The organism is Kribbella lupini, assembly GCF_039529595.1.
In the GTDB taxonomy this organism is placed as follows: domain Bacteria; phylum Actinomycetota; class Actinomycetes; order Propionibacteriales; family Kribbellaceae; genus Kribbella; species Kribbella lupini.
Genome location: NZ_BAAANC010000003.1, coordinates 1207466 through 1225267 on the forward strand (window position 1 = coordinate 1207466; position 17802 = coordinate 1225267).

Below are 17802 nucleotides of genomic sequence, written 5' to 3' on the forward strand. Positions count from 1 at the left end.
CCGATCGGCGCTGCGGGCGGGTGATATGCAGGAGCCATGGAGACGACGGACTACGACCTGATCGTGCTGGGCGCCGGAGCTGTGGGCGAGAACGTGGCGGACCGCGCCGTGCAGGGTGGGCTGACGGTCGCGCTGGTCGAGAGTGAGCTGGTCGGGGGCGAGTGCTCGTACTGGGCCTGTATGCCGTCGAAGGCGCTGCTTCGGCCGGGCCAGGCGCTGCGCGCCGCGCAGAACGTCGCGGGCGCGGCTCAGGCGGTGACCGGCAAGCTCGACGTCCAGGCGGTGCTGGACCGCCGGAACTCGTTCGCGAGCAACTGGGACGACGCCGGGCAGGTCGAGTGGGTCGAGGGGGCCGGCATCACGCTGGTCCGCGGCCACGCGCGGTTCAGCGGGCCCAAGCAGGTCACGGTGACCGGACCCGACGGCGGGACGACGGTGCTGACGGCCCGGCACGCGGTGACCGTGGCGACCGGGTCCGACCCGGTGATCCCGGACATCGAGGGCCTGGCCGAGGCGAACCCGTGGGCCAGCCGCGAGGTCACCAGCGCGAAGTCGGTGCCCGACCGGCTGGTGATCATCGGCGGTGGAACGGTCGCCGTGGAGATGGCGACCGCGTACGCCGGGTTCGGCTCCGAGGTGACGGTGATCGTGCGCGGGAAGGTGCTGTCCCAGCTGGAGCCGTTCGCGGGCGAGATGGTCGTGGAGTCGTTGCGGGAGCTCGGTGCGACCGTGCTGCTCGACACCACCACCAGCAAGGTCACGCGGTCCGGCGACACGGTGACCGTGGAGACCGCGGACGGCAAGACGATCGAGGCCGACGAGATCGTCGTCGCGACCGGGCGCAAGCCGCGGACCGACGACCTGGGCATCGACACGATCGGGCTGAAGCCCGGCGACTGGCTGACGACCGACGACACGATGCTGGTCGAGGGGTTCGACTGGCTCTACGCGGTCGGCGACGTGACCCACCGCGCGCTGCTCACGCACCAGGGCAAGTACCAGGCGCGCGCCGCCGGCGACGTGATCGCGGCCCGGGCCAACGGCAAGCCGGTGTCGGACAAGCCGTGGGGCACCCACGTCTCGACGGCCGACCACGAGGCGGTGCCGCAGGTGACGTTCACCGACCCCGAGGTCGCGTCGATCGGGCACACCGAGAAGTCCGCGCGCGAGGCCGGCTACACCACCCGGACGGTCGACTACGACATCGGCAACGTGGCCGGCGCGAGCGTCCGGCAGGACGGCTACAAGGGCAAGGCGCGGATGATCGTCGACGAGAACCGCAAGGTGATCCTCGGCGTCACGTTCGTCGGGCCCGAGGTCAGCGACCTGCTGCAGGCCGCGACGGTCGCGGTGGTCGGCGAGGTCCCGCTGGACCGGCTCTGGCACGCCGTACCGGCGTACCCGACGGTGAACGAGATCTGGCTGCGCCTGCTGGAGACCTACGGGCGTCCCTAGCGCGTGCGGGCGGCGTGCGCGCGGACCTTGGCGCGGTTGCCGCAGGTGGCCATCGAGCACCACCGGCGGCGGCCGCGGGCGTCGAGGAACAGCCAGCCGCACGCGTCGCCCGGGCAACGCCGGACGTGGGCCCGCGACGAGCCGGTGAGCAGGTCGGCGGCCAGCAGGGCCAGGTGATCCAGCGGGAGGTTGAGATCCTCCGGGAGGTCCCAGTTCGCGCTGAGGCCGTGCAGGGTCGGCATCGGCAGCAGCCGCCGGTGCGCGGCGGCCCGGGCGATCACCCGCTCCACCGCGGCGAACGACGACGTCGCGGTGGAGTCGGTCAGTACGTCGTACAGGTCGGCCCTGAACTCCAGGGCCGCGTCGAACCGCCGGGCCGCGTCGGTCGGGCGGCCGGCGGCCTGCTCGATCAGCCGGAACACTCCGGCGTCGGAGAGCAGGCCGACGTACCCGGTCCAGATCACCAGCGTCTCGAAGCTGGTCAGCCACTCCGTGCGGGCCGGCCCCCGGTCGGTCCAGTCCGACCGCGTGTTGAGGAAGTCCAGGACGGGATCCGCACCGACCGGTTTCGGCAGTACGACGCCCTGGACGAGCTCGAGGTGGGACGGCAGCGCGGACATCGGGTCAGCGCGGGGTCGGCGCGGTCGGCGTCGGCACCGGGATGCTGACGTTGCCGTTCTGCGGGATCACCATGAACTGGATCTTGCCCGATTCGATCGCGGTTTTCAGCAGGTAGCCGTTCGATCCCAGCATCGCGACCTGCTGCTTGACCGACTGCAGCTCGACGTTGACCTGCTGGTTCTTCTGCTCCTGGGCCTGCTTGGCCAGCTCGGCGCGCTGCTTGGCCTCGAGGCCGTCGATGATGCCCTTGTCCAGCGGGTTCGGCTTCTGGATCGTGAACGACAGCTCGCCGCAGGCGTTGTTGCCGGTGTACGACGGGCCGCAGAAGTAGTCGCCCCCGACGGCGGCCGGCAGCAGCCGGGTGAACTCCTTGGCCGCGGCGGTCTGGAAGGCGGACTTCTTCGCCTCGTTGTTGTACAGCTCGGCCCAGTTGTAGTTCGTGCCGACCGCGGCCAGCGCCCGGTCGATCTGGGGCCGGAAGTACGACTGCAGCATGTCGTTCCAGCCGTGGTCCTCGTACGCCTCGGTCTTCAGGCCGATCCGCTCGTGGAACGACTGCAGGACCGCCTGCTCGCGGTTCAGCGTGAAGTAGACCTGGACCCGGACGCCGAGCCGGACGTTGTCCTTGCTGACGACGGTCACCTCGTCGGCGTTGTCGGTGTCCGCGCCGGCCCCGCCGATGATGTACGAGCGCTGGTCGATCGGGTAGCTGTAGACCGTGTCGCCGGGGCCGATCAGCTTGTTCGTCGCACCCGGCGGGATGATCGACTTGAACTTCTTGTCCTCGACCACGCCGCCGCCGTAGTGCAGACCGATCTTGTTGGCGTCGGTGTCGGCGAAGTTGAACAGGTTGGCGAGCACGATGATCAGCAGGACGAGGACGATGCCTCCGCCGACCAGCTTGCCCGCGACGCCGCCCTTCTTCGTGACGGTGGTGGTCCCCAGCTTGGCCATCAGGTGTCGAGCTCCTTGCGTTCGGTCAGCCGCCGGATGTCGGCGAGCGTCAGGTCTGCGGTGACCGCGACATCGCGCGGCACCGACGGGTGGGAGCTGAGCGTACGCAGGCCCTGCTCCGCCGCCGCGACCGCCTTCTCGAGCGCCCGGACCTCCTGCACCAGCGCCTTGGTCTCGCCGGTCAGTTCGATCACGGAGCGCTCCGCGAGGGTGGCCCGGCGGTACGACGCCCAGGCGAACCAGGCGGTTCCGACGAGCAGGATCAGTACGGGCAGTCCGAGCCTGAAAACCATGCCCTCATGGGATCACGAAAAGTGGTTGAACGGCGGTCGATCGCGACGTAGGTTCTGAGTACACGCGAAGGGAGGTGGTCCAACGCATGAATTGCAACCGGACTCGTGAGGTGGCGGCGGTCTGACCGTCAACCACTAGCAGTACGTGGGCTATGTGGTCAGGCAATCCAACGCCTGCCACCGGACCCGCAGACAGCCAGGAAAGTCCGCCTGGCCCAGCGTCCGGCCACCCGGTCGGGTCGTTCGGAAGTGTCTGCGGGTCTTTTTCATTCTGCGGGCGGGCAGTCGAGCCCCAGCGCTTCGCCGATCTCCCGGAGCTGCGCGTCGAAGTACGCTCCGGCGTCGTCCAGCGCCCAGTGCAGCTGGCCGAAGACCTCCATGCAGATCAGGCCGTACAGCCTGGTCCAGTAGGTCAGCGACAAGTAGACCGCGCCCGGCGGCATCCCGTCGAAGAACTCCGACTTCTGGGTCAGCTGCGCGACCAGCTCCGCACCGAGCAACTCCTCCGGCGGACTCGGGAACGGCTGCTGCCGGTAGACCTTCGCGACCAGGTCCTTGAACACGGCCCCGAACCGCATCGCCGCCTGGTGACCGGGCGTCAGCTCGTGGTCGTCGGCGTTCGGGTTCGGGACCGGCGCCCCGAACAGCAGCCCGAACTCGGCCGGGTGCTCGAGCGCCCAGGTCCGGAGCCCGCCCGCGACCAGGAACAGCTGCTCGCCGAGGTCGCCGCTGGTGTCGCGTTCGGCGACCAGGTACGCCGTCAGCTCGTCGTACAGGTCGGCGACGACGGCCGAGATCAGGTCCTCGTGGCTCGCGAAGTACCGGTAGAGGGCCGGCGCGCTGAGGCCCAGTTCGCGGGCGACCGCGCGCAGGCCGACCGCGCTCACGCCACCGGCGACCAGCAGCTTGCGGGCGGCCGCCTTGATCTCGGCGACCGTCGCGGCCCGCTGGCGATCCCGTCTCGTTTCCACACCCGACTCCCTTGACAACGCAGCTAACACCGTTAACAGTTAACGGTGTTCACCATCGCGACCACTGTTCAATGTACGCCCTCGGGAGGGGTCCTGTGTTCGAGACGCTCGGACGGCTCACGTATCGGCGCCGCCGCCTGATCCTGGCGCTGACCAGCGTGTTCGTGCTGGCGGCCCTGGTCTGGGGCACCGGCGTCTTCGGCTCGCTGGCCAACGGCGGGTTCGAGGCCCCGGACACCGAGGCGGCCCGGGCGGTGAAGACGATCGAGCAGACCGTCGGGCGGACCGGGACCGACGTGATCGTGCTCTACCGCAGCGCTGACCTGACGGTCGCCGACCCGGCGTACCGGCAGAGCGTCGAGAAGCACCTGAACGGGCTGCCGCGGGAGGACGTGGTCAGCAGTGCGACGTACTGGTCGACTCGTTCACCGGCCTTCGTCGCATCAGACCGGCGGACGACGTACGCCGTACTGACGCTGGCCGGGGCGGATCCCGAGCAGCGACTCGAGTCCTTCCACAAGATCGCCGCCGCGGTCCGGACGGCTCCGGCCGGGCTGGACGTGCAGGTCGGCGGCGAGACCGCGGTGTTCGACGAGGTGAACACCCAGACCGAGCACGACATCGTCCAGGCCGAGACCATCTCGCTGCCGATCGTGCTGGTGCTGCTGGTGGTGGTCTTCGGCGGTCTGGTCGCGGCGAGCCTGCCGCTGTTCGTCGGCGGGCTGTCGATCCTCGGCGCGTTCGTGGTGCTGCGCGGGCTGAGCCTGGTCACCGACGTGTCGGTGTTCTCGATCAACATCGTGACGATGATCGGCTTCGGGCTCGCGATCGACTACGCGTTGTTCGTGGTGACGCGGTTCCGCGAGCAGCTCGCGGCCGGTGACGACGTCGAGGCGGCGCTGGTCCGGACGATGGGCACGGCCGGGCGGACGGTCGCGTTCTCCGGGATCACCGTGGGAGTGGCGATCTCGAGCCTGGTGCTGTTCCCGGTGATGTTCCTGCGCTCGATGGCGTACGGCGGCGCGGCGGCCGTCGCGGTCGCGATGATCGCGGCGCTGACCGCGTTGCCCGCGCTGCTCGGCGTACTGGGACATCGGGTGAACAAGTTGCGGCTGCCGATCTTCCGTCGCCACGTCGGCGTCTCGGACCACGGCGCCTGGTACCGGCTCGCGCGGAGCGTGATGCGGCGTCCGGTGCGGTACGTCGTCGTCCTGGTGCCGCTGATGCTGGTGCTCGGGATTCCCTTCCTGCAGGCGCAACTGGGCGGGGTCGACCACCGGGCGCTGCCGGACGGCGCGTCGAGCCGCGAGGTGACGGAGACCCTGCAGCGCGACTTCGCGGGGGCCGGCGGGTCCGACGTACTGGTGGCTGTGCGGTTCGCTTCGCCGCCTGCCGATCCTGCTGCCGCGCTGAGTGGGTATGTCTCCTCGTTGCAGCAGATCGATGACGTGGACAGTGCCCGGGTCGGCGGGTACGCCGACGGGGTGGCATCGGTGGTGGTGCACACGCACTACACGGCTCAGGAGCTGCCGGCTCGGGACGTGGTGCACGGGGTTCGTGCTGTCGCCGCGCCGCCGGGTACGTCGGTGGAGGTTGGTGGCGAGACCGCTGCGCTGGTTGACCTGCTGGACGTGTTGGCCGAGCGGGCGCCGTGGATGGCCGGGTTCATCGTGCTGGTCACGTTCGTGCTGCTGTTCGTTGCCTTCGGCTCCTTGGTGCTGCCGGCCAAGGCGCTGCTGATGAACGTGCTGTCGCTGTCGGCGTCGTTCGGCGCGATGGTCTGGATCTTCCAGGACGGCAACCTGTCGGGGCTGCTCGACTTCACCCCGGCGGGCTTCCTCGACGCGACCAACCCGGTGCTGCTGTTCGCCGTACTGTTCGGGCTGTCGATGGACTACGAGGTGTTCCTGCTGAGCCGGATCCGGGAGGAGTACGACCGGACCGGTGACAACACGCAGGCGGTCGCGCTCGGGCTGCAGCGCACCGGCGGGATCATCACCAGCGCCGCGCTGCTGCTGATCATCGTGGTCGCGGCGTTCGCGACGTCGGGGATCGTGTTCGTCAAAATGATCGGCGTCGGGCTGGTGATCGCGATCCTGCTGGACGCGACCGTCGTCCGGGCTTTGCTGGTGCCGGCCACGATGCGCCTGCTGGGCAAGGCGAACTGGTGGGCGCCGGCGCCGCTGGCCAGGTGGTGGCAGCGGCACGGCTTCCGGGAGGAACCGGCTGCTGTTGAGCCGGCCCAGCCGGAGTTCGCCAACCGGTAGCGCGGCTCAGCCCGAGACCGAGCTCGGCGCCGCCGACTCCGCTGTCAGGGCTGGAGCCGGACCAGGTCCCAGGTCTGTTCGTTCCGGCGGTAGGCCAGGCGGTCGTGCAGGCGACCGGTCCGGCCCTGCCAGAACTCGAAGGCGGTCGGCTCGATCCGGTAGCCGCCCCAGAAGTACGGGGTGGCGATCTCGGTGCCCTCGGGCCACTGCCGCTCGTACGACGCGTACTGCAGGTCCAGCTCCTCGCGGGACTCGACCGGCTGCGACTGCTGGGAGGCCCAGGCCCCGAGCTGCGAGCCGCGCGGGCGGCTGGCGAAGTACGGGTCGACTTCTTCGGCGGGGAGCTTGGTCGCAGTGCCCTCGACGCGGACCTGGCGCTCCATCGCGTGCCACGGGAAGACCAGCGCGCAGGCCGGGTTGGCGGCGAGGTCGTCGGCCTTGCGGGACTGCTGGTTGGTGTAGAAGACGAAGCCGCGCTCGTCCAGGCCCTTCAGCAGCACGGTCCGCGCCGACGGACGGCCGTCACCGCTGACTGTGGCGAGCACCATCGCGTTGGGCTCGGCCAGCCCGGCCTCGGTCGCCTGGGCGAGCCAGAGGCCGAACTGCTTGATCGGATCGGCGTCGACCTGGTCCTCGATCAGTTCACCGAGGCCGTAGGTCTGCCGCATCTCTGCTAGGTCCACACAGCTGAGACTAGTGCGGGCGGTCCTGCTGGCTCGGGAAGGTCTGGCCCGGGGGCTGCTGGCCCGGGTGGTACTGGCCGGGTTGGTACTCGCTCGGTGGCTGCTGGCCGGGGTGGTACTGGCCCTGCGGCTGCTGGCCGGGCTGGTACTGACCTGGCTGGTACTGGCCCGGGTGGAGGCCTGGCCGAGCCTGGCTGTCCAGGTAGGCCCGCGGCATCTCCCGCTTGGAGTCGGTCGCCATCCGCCGTACGCCGACCACAAGCAGCACGATCCCGAGCACCACCAGCGCGCCGTCCACCAGCAGGAGACCCCCTCCGCCGCGGTATCTCACGCCCGGCAGCTCGAACAGCTTGATCAGGTCGATCACCGACCTGATCGGCAGCACCTGGACCGCGACCCCGGCGACCGTCATCAGCAGACCCGTGCCGGCCATCACGCCCGCGCCGAACGACCGGATCGCCATCAGGCCGCCCAGCACCAACCCGATCGCGATCAGCAGGAGCAGCCAGGGCAGCGTCTCGGACTGCGCGTCGTCGAACCGTTGCAGCCGCCGCGTGTACAGCTCGGTCCCGGCGTACGAGCCGAGTGCCACCATCAACCAGCCGAGCAGGATCCCGGCCACCACGCCGATCAACGCCTTGGGGTTCATCTTTCGAGCCTAGGCGCCGAACCGGTCACAGATCTGTCCGCGCGGCGAGGCGGCGAACTATGCTGCCGGAGCGCCTATCGAGACAAGGGAGTCACAGGCTGATGTCAGATCCGAAGACCGAAGTCCAGCACGGCCTCGAGGGAGTCGTCGCGTTCGACACTCAGATCGCCGAGCCGGACAAGGAAGGGTCGGCGCTGCGCTACCGCGGCGTGGACATCGAGGATCTGGTCGGCCGGGTGCCGTTCGAGAACGTCTGGGGCCTGCTGGTCGACGGCGCCTTCACGCCCGGCCTGCCGCCGGCCGAGCCGTTCCCGCTGCCGGTGCACACCGGTGACGTCCGCGTCGACGTCCAGTCCGCGCTGGCGATGCTCGCTCCCGCCTGGGGCCTGCGGCCGCTGTACGACATCGACGACGTCCAGGCCCGCGACGACCTGTCCCGCGCCGCGGTGATGGCGCTGTCGTACGTCGCACAGGCCGCGCGCGGCATCGGCCAGCCGATGGTCCCGCAGCGCGAGGTCGACAAGGCCACGACGATCACCGAGCGGTTCATGATCCGCTGGCGCGGCGAGCCCGACCCCAAGCACGTCAAGGCCGTCGACGCGTACTGGACCTCTGCCGCCGAGCACGGCATGAACGCCTCGACGTTCACCGCCCGCGTGATCGCGTCCACTGGTGCGGACGTGGCCGCGGCACTGTCCGGCGCGGTCGGCGCCATGTCCGGCCCGCTGCACGGCGGCGCGCCGGCCCGGGTGCTGACGATGATCGAGGGCGTCGAGAAGAGCGGCGACGCCCGCGCGTACGTGAAGGGCCTGCTCGACGACGGCGAACGCCTGATGGGCTTCGGCCACCGCGTCTACCGCGCCGAGGACCCGCGCGCCCGCGTACTTCGCCGTACCGCCCGCGAGCTCGACGCGCCCCGCTACGAGGTCGCCGAGGCCCTGGAGAAGGCCGCCCTCGCCGAACTCCGCGAACGCCGCCCCGACCGCGTCCTCGAGACGAACGTGGAGTTCTGGGCCGCGATCGTCCTCGACTTCGCAGAGGTCCCGCCGCACATGTTCACGTCGATGTTCACCTGCGCCCGGACGGCAGGCTGGAGCGCCCACGTCCTCGAGCAGAAGCGCACCGGCCGCCTGATCCGCCCGTCGGCGATCTACTCGGGCCCGGCCACCCGCCCCGCCACAGAAATCGAAGGCTGGAACAACAACTGGGCCTGAGTGAACTCGCGGCGTGACGCCTAGCAGTTCCTGCTGACGACAGCAGTTGCATTCGCGCACGCTGGCTCCGGGGACGCCTGTGGATAACTTCGGTCGTCAGCAGCCCACCGCTTGTATCCTCAACATGGAAGAACGGGGCGGCGGGCGGCGGCGCAGTTTCCCCGTCAGCCAGCTCGATCAGCCACAGCAGCCTGCTGGCCGCTAGGACCCGGTCGTCCGCACAGTCGTTCATCGCACCGGTCGGTCGTCGCTCGGCGACCGGCCGGTGCGTTGCTTATACTGCCTGCTGAAGTACGGAACGTCCGTGTAGCCCAGCGCTGCGGCGGTCTGCGTAACGGTCATCCCGCTCTCGGCCAGCAACTGGTGAGCGCGGTCGATCCTCGCCTGGATCAGGAACTGCGCCGGCGCCCTGCCGTGCCTCGCGACGAACCGGCGGGTGAACTGCGCGCGTGACAAAGCCGCTGCCTGCGCCATCTCGGCGACCGACCAGTCCTTTCCGGGGTCCTGGCGAATCGCCTGCGCGACGTCGTCGACCGTCTGGTCGCCGGCTGTCCGTCCGCTGTCGTGCGCGGCTTCCCAGACGGTGGCGAGTAGTTGCTCCAGGCAAAGTTCCGCTTGCCGGGTGCCCAGAGCGTCCTGCCGTCTGTACGCCGCATCAGCGGCTTTGGCGAGTGCGCCGAGCAGTACTCGGTCCTGCACCTCTCCCCATCGGATTACCGGCACGACGTCCGCCGTACGCCAGGCCTTGTCCACTGGCTCGAAGTGCATGCCGAAGACCAGCAGCCGGCGCTTCGGGTCGTGGCCGGCTGTCGGTGCGTCGCCCGGCGCGAACACCGCGCAGCTTCCCGGCGTCAGCTCCTTCACCCGGCCGTCCAGCTCCAGCCGGCCGATCCCGTCCAGCACGCACCACAGCAGGTGGTCGCCCAGGGGTCGCGACACCCACGTCCAGCTCGGCTCGCACCGCCAGAAGGTCGGCGGCGACAGCAGACGCACGCTGCTCCTGAGCCCGATCGGTTGCGTCAAAAGTTCAACCTCTTGCGTCGTTCGTGCATCGCCGTTCGCGTTACCGGTTTACAGACTAAAGGCAACCGAGGAGGTTGGGATGAGCGATTCGTTCAAGGACGAGTTCGAGCGCGACGGGTACACGCTGGCCCGCGGGCTGTTCGGCGCCGCGGAGGTCGAGCAGCTGCGCGAGCACTACATGGTCCTGCGCAAGCGCGACCGGTACGCCAACGACGTCGTCGGCGTGGACGCCGGCAGCCGCGACCCGCTGAAGCGGTACCCGCGGATGGCGCAGATGCACCGCTGGGACGAGCTCTCGCTGCAGTGGATGATCGACGACCGGCTCGACCGGGTGATGACCGCGATCCTCGGGCGGTCGCCGTACGCGGTGCAGACGATGATCTACTTCAAGCCGCCCGGCTCGCGCGGGCAAGCCCTGCACCAGGACAACTTCTACCTCAAGGCCGAGCCGGGGACGTGTGTCGCGGCGTGGATGGCGCTCGACCGCGTCGACGTCGCGAACGGGTGCCTGCAGGTCGTGCCCGGCAGTCACCGCTGGCCGATCCTGTGCACGGAGAAGGCGGACACGAAGGTCAGCTTCACCGACGTCACCGTGCCGCTGCCCGCGCCGGACGCCGCCATACCGGTCGAGATGGAGCCGGGCGACGTGCTGTTCTTCCACGGCGCGCTCGTCCACGGCAGCGCGCCGAACGTCACCGAGGACCGCTTCCGCCGCGCGTTGATCGGCCACTACATCCAGGGCGAGGCCGAGCAGGTCGCGGAGTACTACCACCCGGCGCTGCGGATGGACGGTACGGCGCTGGAGCTCGGCGTCTCGGAAGGCGGCGGCTCCTGCGGCGAGTGGATCGAGACCGACGACGGGCCGGTCGCCGTACTGACGGGCACCGAGTCGATCAGCCGCAAGCACGAGTAGGTCAGGGACGAAGGCCCTTCTGCTGATCCCGCTCGTGCCGCAGGTACAGGCCGGCGGCCGTCGACACGCTGGTGAACAACCACGCGGCAACACCGGCGTCGTCGGCCACCCCGATGATCGGCAGCAGCTCAGGCAGTACGTCGATCGGCGACACCAGGTACAGCAGCGCGAATCCCCAGAGCGCCATCCGGCTCGTCGGCAGCCCGGGGTACTCCCCTCGCCGAGCCGCCCGGATCAACCGCGGCAACGCCTTCGCCCGCTCGAACACGTCCCCCACCGGCTCCGGCTCACCACGCTCGCGCCGGCGTCGCCGTACGACCTTCTTCCGCCACACCCCGAGCCCCACCGCAACCGCGCCGATCACCAGCAGCGCGACCCCGAGGCCGACCGCCGGTACGCCGGCGACGTCGCCGTCCCTGAAGACCAGCGTCACCAGCCCGATCAACGCGAGCAGCCCACCGAAGAACACCATCCACCAACTCTAGGGCGCGGAGCCCTCATGGACCGCTCCGCAGCGGGTCACGCCAGGCGTTGCCGTACGGCGGTGATGTGGGTGTCCCGGGAGACCGGACCGCCGAATCGCAGGCGGTCGTAGCCGGTGAACTCCGGCTCCAGCGCATCCAGCTCTTCCACCAGCGGCGCGAGCTGGATCGGATCGGTCGTCCGGTCGATGGCCTGGACGAGCTCGGCCTTGCGCTGGATCGTCGCCGGCGTGACCGAGTGCAGACACACGTACTGGCCGCTGAGGTACGACTCCCACTCCTCCTGGCCCGCGGCGGGATCCTGCCAGTGCGCCACGAACCACTCGCGCACGTGGTCGAGCCCGAACTTGGCCGCCGGCTCGAACAGATCCGCCGGCACCATCTCCGCGCCGTCCGAGCGCAGGTAGCTCGGCATCGGCAGCCGCCCGTCCAGCATCCAGCCGCGAACCTCGTCCACGTCGCGGCCGGTCTCGTGGCACAGCTCATCCAGCACCCTGTACTGGCGGGTGACGTACGCGTCGTCCGTTTCCGTCATCGGGTGGGTGCCGTTGATCTCCAGATACCGCCGTCGTACCGCCTCTTGTCTCATGCCTGCACGGTAAGCCGCGGTTGTTTCGGCGTACGACGAAGTGAGCTGTCCGGGATCTGGGGTGGGTGGAGGCGCGTGTCGGCGGTGTGGAACACTGGAAAGTGCTGACAGCGTCGTCGGCGAGAACCAGCCAGACGACGAAGGGACACCGCTGGTGACCAGCGACATTGTCATTCCCGCAGAGCTCAAGCCCGCCGACGGACGGTTCGGCGCCGGGCCGTCGAAGGTCCGCCCCGAGGCTGTCGCCGCGCTGGCGACCGAGGGCGCGAAGCTGCTCGGCACCTCGCACCGCCAGGCCCCGGTGAAGAACCTGGTCAAGCGCGTGCAGGACGGCGTGGCCGACCTGTTCCAGCTGCCCGACGGGTACCAGGTGGTGCTCGGCAACGGCGGCTCGACCGCGTTCTGGGACATCGCGACGTTCGCGCTGATCCGGGAGAAGAGCCAGCACCTGAGCTTCGGTGAGTTCTCCTCGAAGTTCGCCAAGGCGTCCCAGCAGGCGCCGCACCTGGGCGAGCCGTCGGTGATCAAGGCCGACCCGGGCACCCGTCCGGTCGCGGTCGCCGAGGCCGGCGTCGACCTGTACGCCTGGCCGCACAACGAGACCTCCACCGGTGTGATGGCGCCGGTCAAGCGGGTCGAGGGTGCCGACGAGGGCGCGCTGGTCGCCATCGACGCGACCTCCGGCGCGGGCGGTCTGCCGGTCGACCTGAACGAGGTCGACGCGTACTACTTCGCCCCGCAGAAGTGCTTCGCCTCCGACGGCGGCCTGTGGATCGCGATCCTGTCGCCGGCCGCGCTGGCCCGGGTCGAGGAGATCACCGCGAGCGGCCGCTGGATCCCGGCGTTCCTGGACCTGGCCACCGCGATCGACAACTCCAGCAAGAACCAGACCTACAACACGCCGTCGCTGTCCACGCTGTTCCTGATGGCCGAGCAGACCGACTGGATCAACAGCCAGGGCGGCCTGGAGTGGAGCGTCGCCCGCACCACCGACTCCAGCAACCGGCTGTACACCTGGGCCGAGAAGTCCGACTACGCCACGCCGTACGTCGAGGACGCCGACGCCCGCTCGCTGGTGATCGGCACCATCGACCTCGACGACTCCATCGACGCCGCCGCGGTCGCCAAGACCCTGCGCGCCAACGGCATCGTCGACACCGAGCCCTACCGCAAGCTCGGCCGCAACCAGCTCCGCGTCGCCATGTTCCCCGCCGTCGACCCCGACGACGTGGAAAAGCTCACCCAGGCCATCGACTTCACCGTCGACGCCCTGCGCTGATCCCCCGAGAAGCCCCCGACCACTCCGGTCGGGGGCTTCTTGCTGCCGCTGCCCCACGCGCAATGGACTCGGTACCGTCACCGATCCGCTCAGCGGTGCGCGATCAACGCCATACTCGGCTGATGGCCGCTGAAGAGCTGGACGTCGTACTCCCCACGCCCGAGGAGCTTCCGGCGCTGTTGCTGAAGCTGGCGGTGTCGCACGAGGACATCGATCCGCTGATCGCGCACCTGCCGGCCAGGGATTCTCCGTCGTGGCGCGAACTGGAGCGGTGCACCCGGTTGCTGGTGCAGAACCTTGGCCAGGTCGCCGGCCCTCCGGTCCGGCCCGAGCTGCCGGCCGGGTCGACCATCCCGCCGGCCTGTTTCCCCGTCTACGTCTTCTTGGCGGCGTACCCCCACGTCACGGCGTTCCACCACGCACGCGGAGTCTCCGACGAAATCTCCTGGCACACCTTGACCGATTTGGGCCGAGTCCTCGCCGACCACCGCGGTCGGCACGGCGAAGGCGGTCTCGATGCCGAGCTGACGTCCTGGCTGACGCTGCACTTCAGCGGGGAGATCTATCAGCTGGGCCGGCTGCAATTTCAGCGGGCCCGACTGGGCAACCGCACCGGCCGCGCGGTGTCCGCCGCGGGGCATCCCTACGGACCAGGCGACCCGGCGCTGTCGGTCCATGTCCCCGGGCGCCACGGGCCTTTGAGCCCTGAGGCGTGCTCGCGATCCTTCGCCGCCGCCCGGGAATTCTTCGCGCGCCACTTCCCCGAGGAGACCTACCGCGTCGCGGTCTGCAATTCCTGGCTGCTGGACGAGCAACTCGGCGAGTATCTGCCCGCCGACGCGAACATCCTCCAGTTCCAGCGGCGTTTCCAGGTGGCCTACCAACCGGAGCCCGACAACGAGACGATGCTGAGGTTCGTGGTGGGTGGGCCGCGCGCCGATCGCGGTGATCTCCCCCGCCGTACAACCCTCGAACGAGCCATCGCCGACCACCTGAACGCCGGCCGCCACTGGCACGGCGGCGCGGGTTGGGCGTTGCTCTGACTAGTCTCTTGCTGGTAGCGGTCGCGTTGCGGTCAACAGTTGCGTTCACGCGGTTGCAAGGTAGTCAGTTGGTGGAGCTGAGGGCCGCGATCAGCTGCTCGGTCGTTCCCATGGCCTGCGCAGCCTGGACGAGGTTCGAGTAGTCGCGAGAGTGCACGATCTGACCGTCGCGCGTCGTGATCACCATGACGTAGTCGAGCGTGAACTCCCGTTCGTCTTCAGCCGTGACACCGTGCAGGCGGTACTCCAGAACGGCGGTGTTGGCCGCGGCGGTCTCATGGAGGCGGACGTCGCTCACTCCCGTATACCGCGGCCTGCCCGCGCGAGTGAACTGGGTGCGCAACTCATCGCGGGTCATCTCACGCACAACGGGGAAGAGCGGAGCCGCGAACGGCATCTCGATCACCACCCGGTCCGCGTAGACATCGGCGAGCCGGTTCAGATCGGTCACGGTCGCCTCGATGAAGCGCTGCGCGGCTTCGGTGGCTTCGGACATGAAGAACTCCTAGGATCAGTAGCGGAACGCTGGTTCCGCATCACCATACGGAGGGAGGGTTCCGCTTGTCGACGCCCAGTCCGGCCCTGCGGATCGACGCGCGCAGAAATCGCGAGCGACTGCTGGCGGCCGCGGCGCAGCTCTTCGAGGAGAAAGGGGCCGCGTTCTCGGTCGATGAGGCCGCCGCCCGGGCCGGCGTCGGGACCGGGACGTTCTACCGGAACTTCCCGACCAAGACGGCCCTGCTCAGCGCACTGGTCGCCCAGCAACTCGACGAGCTCGCGACGCAACCCGTGGAGAGCGACGGCGATGCCGCCGAGGCGGTCCTGCGATTCGTCAGAGACGCGATCACGGGATCCCGCCGCAAACACGACCTCGTCGTCGCGCTCGAAGCAGCCGGCTACACGAGCGCGGACGACATCTCCGAAGCCTCGACCCGGTTCCGGCAGCGCATCGGCGATCTACTCGCACGAGCACAGGAGACCGGCGCCGTACGAGGCGACCTCGGCCTGGAGGATCTGCTCGCGCTCGTCTCCGCGGCGAGTGCGTCGGCCTCACGCGACGGAGTCTCAGCACAACAGGTCGCCGCGGTCATCACCGACGGTCTCCGCGCGACCCCAACCTGACCGATGCAGCCGGGTCTGCACCAGGCCGATCGGCTCGGGATGGGGCGGTACGCCGTACTGGCGCGGGAGCCGTCGTCGTCGCGCTGGGCGGGGCCGTACCGCCCACGCACCGCGTCAGCATTCCTTGGCCAGCACAGCCAGGTGCCGCGCAGGGCAGCTCCTGCCTGCGTGCGGAAGCTCGGCGCGGTGTCCCCGGCCGAACCAGCGCGAGGTGTGGGCCAACTCCGCGCGGTGTCATGAACCCGAGCCCGCGAGACGAGCAGGAACTCCGCGTCGGCGCGGAGTAGGGGTGCGATTGCTTGGCGCCGCCACGGGTCGGCTCGGGTAGGCGCAGACCGAATGCCGCCGCGACCAGGCAGCGCGTTCCGTGAGGCAGCTCGACGCGGTGACCGGGCACGCGCGGGACGCGAGGCAGCTCAGCGCTGTGGCGCGGGGCGAGTGTGCAGTTGCTTGGCGCCCGCCACAGGGGCGGCTCGGGTAAGCGCCGGGGATGCCGGAGGCGGGGCAGCGCGGACGGTGAGGCAGCTCGGCGCGGTGGTGCGGGGCGAGTGTCCGGTTGCTTGGCGCCCGCCGCGGGGATGGCTCGGGTGGGCGCAGAGCGGAATGCCGCGGAGGCCGGGACGCGCAGGACGCGAGGCAGCTCACCGCGGTGACGTGGCGCGAGTGTGCGGTTGCTTGGCCATACCGCAGAGACGGCCCGGGCGGGTCGTTGCGCGGCGGAGGGGTGTGCCGGGGGTGGGGCTTGCTGCGCGGTGGGACGGGGTGTGCGGCTGCTTGGTGCTGTGCCGCACGGACGACTCGGGTTGGCGTTGGGGCAGGCTGGGCCGGCCGGCCGGGGGCCGGGATGCTCGGGGATGGGGACGCCGTGCGGCTGGCGCCAGGGCGGCGGCTTGGTGGGTGCGTGGTGGCCGCGGGTAAGGCGTGGCGGGCGTGAGGCAGCGCGACGGCCGTGGGTAAAGGGGCGGCGGGTCAGTCGGCGCGGCGGTCGTGGGTAAAGCGGGCAGCCGCGGGTCCGCCGGTGCGGCGGCCTTGATGAGGCGGGGTAGTCGCGGGTCAGGCGGCTCGGCGGCGGCCGTGGGGGTCTGGTGGGGGTTGGCCGGTGAGGCGGGCGTTTTCGGCCATGCGGTCGAGTCGTTCGCGGCGGCCTGGGGGGAAGGTGAGGAAGGTGATGACGATGGCAAAGAGGGCGGCGCCGATGAGGATCCAGCGGAGGTTGTGGGACTTCTTGGTGGTGCCGGAGTCGGCGGCGTCGGCTGCGGGGGCGGGGGTGGCCTTGGGGGTGGTGGGGGTCGCGGCCGGTTTGCGGGAGGGGACGGCCAGGTCGTAGACGGCTGAGGTCTTGCTGCCGATCAGGACCGAGTTGCCGGAGTCGCTGAGGGCGATGGACTCGCCTTCGGCGGTGGGGGTGGCGGTGCGGGCGATGACGTTGGGCTCGTCGGACCACTCGACGGTGGCGACGTCGGTCATGCTGCGCAGGACGGCCAGGCTGCCGTCGGGGACGAAGACGCCGTCGGTGACGCCGGCGGGGGCGTCGGCGATCTTGGTGAGGTCGTTGGTGCCTTCGATGGAGGCCTGCTCGGGGGCGGCGTAGATGCCGGCCTTGCCGGAGCTGACCTTGGTGACGAAGAACAGGCGCTTGGACTCGGGATCGATCAGCAGCGTCTCGGCGTCGTGCGCGCCGTCGGGGTACTCGAAGTCGTAGCGGTGGAACTTCACGCTCTCGCTGTCCTCGAGGTTGCTCGGCTCGGGGATCGTGAAGACCTCGATCATGTCGCGGTTCTTCTTGTTGTCACCGATGTCGGCGATGTAGATCGTGCCGTCGTGGTCGACCGCGATCGCCTCGACGTCCTTCACCGGGGCCTTCAGGCCGAGCACCGCCCGGACCTTGCCCTCCTTGTCGACGCCGATCACCTCCAGCTTGTCGCCGGAGTCGTTCACCGTCCACCAGATGCCATCGTAGTTCTGGCTCCTGGCCAGCCCCGAGGTCTGGTCCACCCGGTCGTCCCTGATCGTGAACCGCCGCTTCGGCGCGGGCGGCGGGTCCGCCTCGAGCGAGGAACCGGCCGCGGGCGCGACGAACGCGGCGGGGGCAGCGGCGCGGAGGCCGGCCGGTGCGAGGCCGGCGCTCGCGGGGCGGATCACGCCGGAGGTCGCCGGTGTCGCGGCGTCGGCAGCTCCTGCGGGGAGGGCTGTGCCGGTCAGGGTGAGCAGGCTTGCTGCTGTCACGGTCAGGACTGTGCGCAG

At 69.9% G+C, this 17802-nt stretch carries 18 protein-coding genes; 7 read left to right on the forward strand and 11 right to left on the reverse strand.

The window, feature by feature from the left end; genetic code table 11:
* Positions 1-36: 36 nt before the first annotated feature.
* Entirely contained in the window at positions 37-1455 is a 1419-nt protein-coding gene (locus ABD235_RS32015) for a dihydrolipoyl dehydrogenase family protein (RefSeq protein ID WP_344180982.1), read from the forward strand.
* Here the strand turns inward: ABD235_RS32015 and ABD235_RS32020 are convergent.
* The 4 genes from ABD235_RS32020 to ABD235_RS32035 form a co-directional block, all read right to left on the reverse strand.
* Positions 1452-2075, reverse strand: coding sequence for a CGNR zinc finger domain-containing protein (locus ABD235_RS32020; RefSeq protein ID WP_344180984.1), 624 nt, complete (start codon positions 2073-2075; stop codon positions 1452-1454). The genes ABD235_RS32015 and ABD235_RS32020 overlap by 4 nt on opposite strands.
* Positions 2076-2079: 4 nt before the next feature.
* Complete coding sequence (locus ABD235_RS32025) at positions 2080-3030, reverse strand: SPFH domain-containing protein (RefSeq protein WP_344180986.1); 951 nt, start codon at positions 3028-3030, stop codon at positions 2080-2082.
* Positions 3030-3323 carry a hypothetical protein gene (locus ABD235_RS32030; protein WP_344180988.1) on the reverse strand — a complete coding sequence of 98 codons (294 nt, stop codon included), beginning with the start codon at positions 3321-3323 and terminating at the stop codon, positions 3030-3032. The genes ABD235_RS32025 and ABD235_RS32030 overlap by 1 nt, the downstream gene beginning before the upstream one ends.
* A gap of 266 nt (positions 3324-3589) precedes the next feature.
* The gene (locus ABD235_RS32035) at positions 3590-4294 is read right to left on the reverse strand and encodes a TetR/AcrR family transcriptional regulator (protein ID WP_344180990.1); all 705 of its coding nucleotides are present in this window, start codon (positions 4292-4294) and stop codon (positions 3590-3592) included.
* Positions 4295-4389: 95 nt separating this feature from the next.
* Between ABD235_RS32035 and ABD235_RS32040 the strand changes: the two genes are divergently transcribed.
* Complete coding sequence (locus ABD235_RS32040) at positions 4390-6561, forward strand: MMPL family transporter (RefSeq protein WP_344180992.1); 2172 nt, start codon at positions 4390-4392, stop codon at positions 6559-6561.
* A 44-nt stretch (positions 6562-6605) separates the two neighbouring features.
* Here ABD235_RS32040 and pdxH read toward each other — a convergent pair whose 3' ends face one another.
* Positions 6606-7229 carry a pyridoxamine 5'-phosphate oxidase gene (pdxH, locus tag ABD235_RS32045; protein WP_425553209.1) on the reverse strand — a complete coding sequence of 208 codons (624 nt, stop codon included), beginning with the start codon at positions 7227-7229 and terminating at the stop codon, positions 6606-6608.
* A gap of 25 nt (positions 7230-7254) precedes the next feature.
* Positions 7255-7893, reverse strand: a complete 639-nt coding sequence (locus tag ABD235_RS32050) for a hypothetical protein (RefSeq protein ID WP_344180996.1) — start codon at positions 7891-7893, stop codon at positions 7255-7257.
* 101 nt (positions 7894-7994) lie between these two features.
* On the opposite strand from ABD235_RS32050, the gene ABD235_RS32055 reads away from it, so the two are divergent.
* Complete coding sequence (locus ABD235_RS32055) at positions 7995-9107, forward strand: citrate synthase 2 (protein WP_344180997.1); 1113 nt, start codon at positions 7995-7997, stop codon at positions 9105-9107.
* Between the two features lie 228 nt (positions 9108-9335).
* Here the strand turns inward: ABD235_RS32055 and ABD235_RS32060 are convergent, their stop codons facing one another.
* On the reverse strand, positions 9336-10100 hold the full coding sequence (locus ABD235_RS32060; protein ID WP_344180998.1) for a helix-turn-helix domain-containing protein: 765 nt from the start codon (positions 10098-10100) through the stop codon (positions 9336-9338).
* Positions 10101-10209: 109 nt separating this feature from the next.
* Here ABD235_RS32060 and ABD235_RS32065 point away from each other — a divergent pair, with 109 nt between their 5' ends.
* Complete coding sequence (locus ABD235_RS32065; RefSeq protein WP_344181000.1) at positions 10210-11043, forward strand: phytanoyl-CoA dioxygenase family protein; 834 nt, start codon at positions 10210-10212, stop codon at positions 11041-11043.
* A 1-nt stretch (position 11044) separates the two neighbouring features.
* Here the strand turns inward: ABD235_RS32065 and ABD235_RS32070 are convergent, their stop codons facing one another.
* Positions 11045-11515 carry a YkvA family protein gene (locus ABD235_RS32070; RefSeq protein WP_344181002.1) on the reverse strand — a complete coding sequence of 157 codons (471 nt, stop codon included), beginning with the start codon at positions 11513-11515 and terminating at the stop codon, positions 11045-11047.
* Between the two features lie 47 nt (positions 11516-11562).
* Positions 11563-12114, reverse strand: a complete 552-nt coding sequence (locus ABD235_RS32075; RefSeq protein ID WP_344181004.1) for a DUF6058 family natural product biosynthesis protein — start codon at positions 12112-12114, stop codon at positions 11563-11565.
* A gap of 154 nt (positions 12115-12268) precedes the next feature.
* Here ABD235_RS32075 and serC point away from each other — a divergent pair, with 154 nt between their 5' ends.
* Both serC and ABD235_RS32085 read left to right on the forward strand, forming a co-directional pair.
* On the forward strand, positions 12269-13393 hold the full coding sequence (serC, locus tag ABD235_RS32080) for a phosphoserine transaminase (protein ID WP_344181006.1): 1125 nt from the start codon (positions 12269-12271) through the stop codon (positions 13391-13393).
* Between the two features lie 122 nt (positions 13394-13515).
* Complete coding sequence (locus ABD235_RS32085) at positions 13516-14436, forward strand: acyltransferase domain-containing protein (protein ID WP_344181008.1); 921 nt, start codon at positions 13516-13518, stop codon at positions 14434-14436.
* 64 nt (positions 14437-14500) lie between these two features.
* Here ABD235_RS32085 and ABD235_RS32090 read toward each other — a convergent pair whose 3' ends face one another.
* Positions 14501-14932 (reverse strand): nuclear transport factor 2 family protein, encoded by a 432-nt coding sequence (locus ABD235_RS32090; protein WP_344181010.1) that lies wholly within the window; start codon positions 14930-14932, stop codon positions 14501-14503.
* A gap of 65 nt (positions 14933-14997) precedes the next feature.
* Between ABD235_RS32090 and ABD235_RS32095 the strand changes: the two genes are divergently transcribed.
* On the forward strand, positions 14998-15558 hold the full coding sequence (locus tag ABD235_RS32095; protein ID WP_344181012.1) for a TetR/AcrR family transcriptional regulator: 561 nt from the start codon (positions 14998-15000) through the stop codon (positions 15556-15558).
* A gap of 1053 nt (positions 15559-16611) precedes the next feature.
* Here ABD235_RS32095 and ABD235_RS32100 read toward each other — a convergent pair.
* Positions 16612-17784: a hypothetical protein gene (locus ABD235_RS32100; protein ID WP_344181014.1), complete on the reverse strand. Its 1173-nt coding sequence runs from the start codon at positions 17782-17784 to the stop codon at positions 16612-16614.
* Positions 17785-17802: the final 18 nt, after the last annotated feature.

What these genes read in the sequence shown, in the direction of transcription:
- ABD235_RS32015 (WP_344180982.1), top strand. Translation starts at nt 37, where the DNA reads ATGGAGACGACGGACTACGACCTGATCGTGCTGGGCGCCGGAGCTGTG.
- ABD235_RS32020 (WP_344180984.1), bottom strand. Translation starts at nt 2,075, where the DNA reads ATGTCCGCGCTGCCGTCCCACCTCGAGCTCGTCCAGGGCGTCGTACTG.
- ABD235_RS32025 (WP_344180986.1), bottom strand. Translation starts at nt 3,030, where the DNA reads ATGGCCAAGCTGGGGACCACCACCGTCACGAAGAAGGGCGGCGTCGCG.
- ABD235_RS32030 (WP_344180988.1), bottom strand. Translation starts at nt 3,323, where the DNA reads ATGGTTTTCAGGCTCGGACTGCCCGTACTGATCCTGCTCGTCGGAACC.
- pdxH (WP_425553209.1), bottom strand. Translation starts at nt 7,229, where the DNA reads ATGCGGCAGACCTACGGCCTCGGTGAACTGATCGAGGACCAGGTCGAC.
- ABD235_RS32050 (WP_344180996.1), bottom strand. Translation starts at nt 7,893, where the DNA reads ATGAACCCCAAGGCGTTGATCGGCGTGGTGGCCGGGATCCTGCTCGGC.
- ABD235_RS32055 (WP_344180997.1), top strand. Translation starts at nt 7,995, where the DNA reads ATGTCAGATCCGAAGACCGAAGTCCAGCACGGCCTCGAGGGAGTCGTC.
- ABD235_RS32065 (WP_344181000.1), top strand. Translation starts at nt 10,210, where the DNA reads ATGAGCGATTCGTTCAAGGACGAGTTCGAGCGCGACGGGTACACGCTG.
- ABD235_RS32070 (WP_344181002.1), bottom strand. Translation starts at nt 11,515, where the DNA reads ATGGTGTTCTTCGGTGGGCTGCTCGCGTTGATCGGGCTGGTGACGCTG.
- ABD235_RS32075 (WP_344181004.1), bottom strand. Translation starts at nt 12,114, where the DNA reads ATGAGACAAGAGGCGGTACGACGGCGGTATCTGGAGATCAACGGCACC.
- ABD235_RS32085 (WP_344181008.1), top strand. Translation starts at nt 13,516, where the DNA reads ATGGCCGCTGAAGAGCTGGACGTCGTACTCCCCACGCCCGAGGAGCTT.
- ABD235_RS32090 (WP_344181010.1), bottom strand. Translation starts at nt 14,932, where the DNA reads ATGTCCGAAGCCACCGAAGCCGCGCAGCGCTTCATCGAGGCGACCGTG.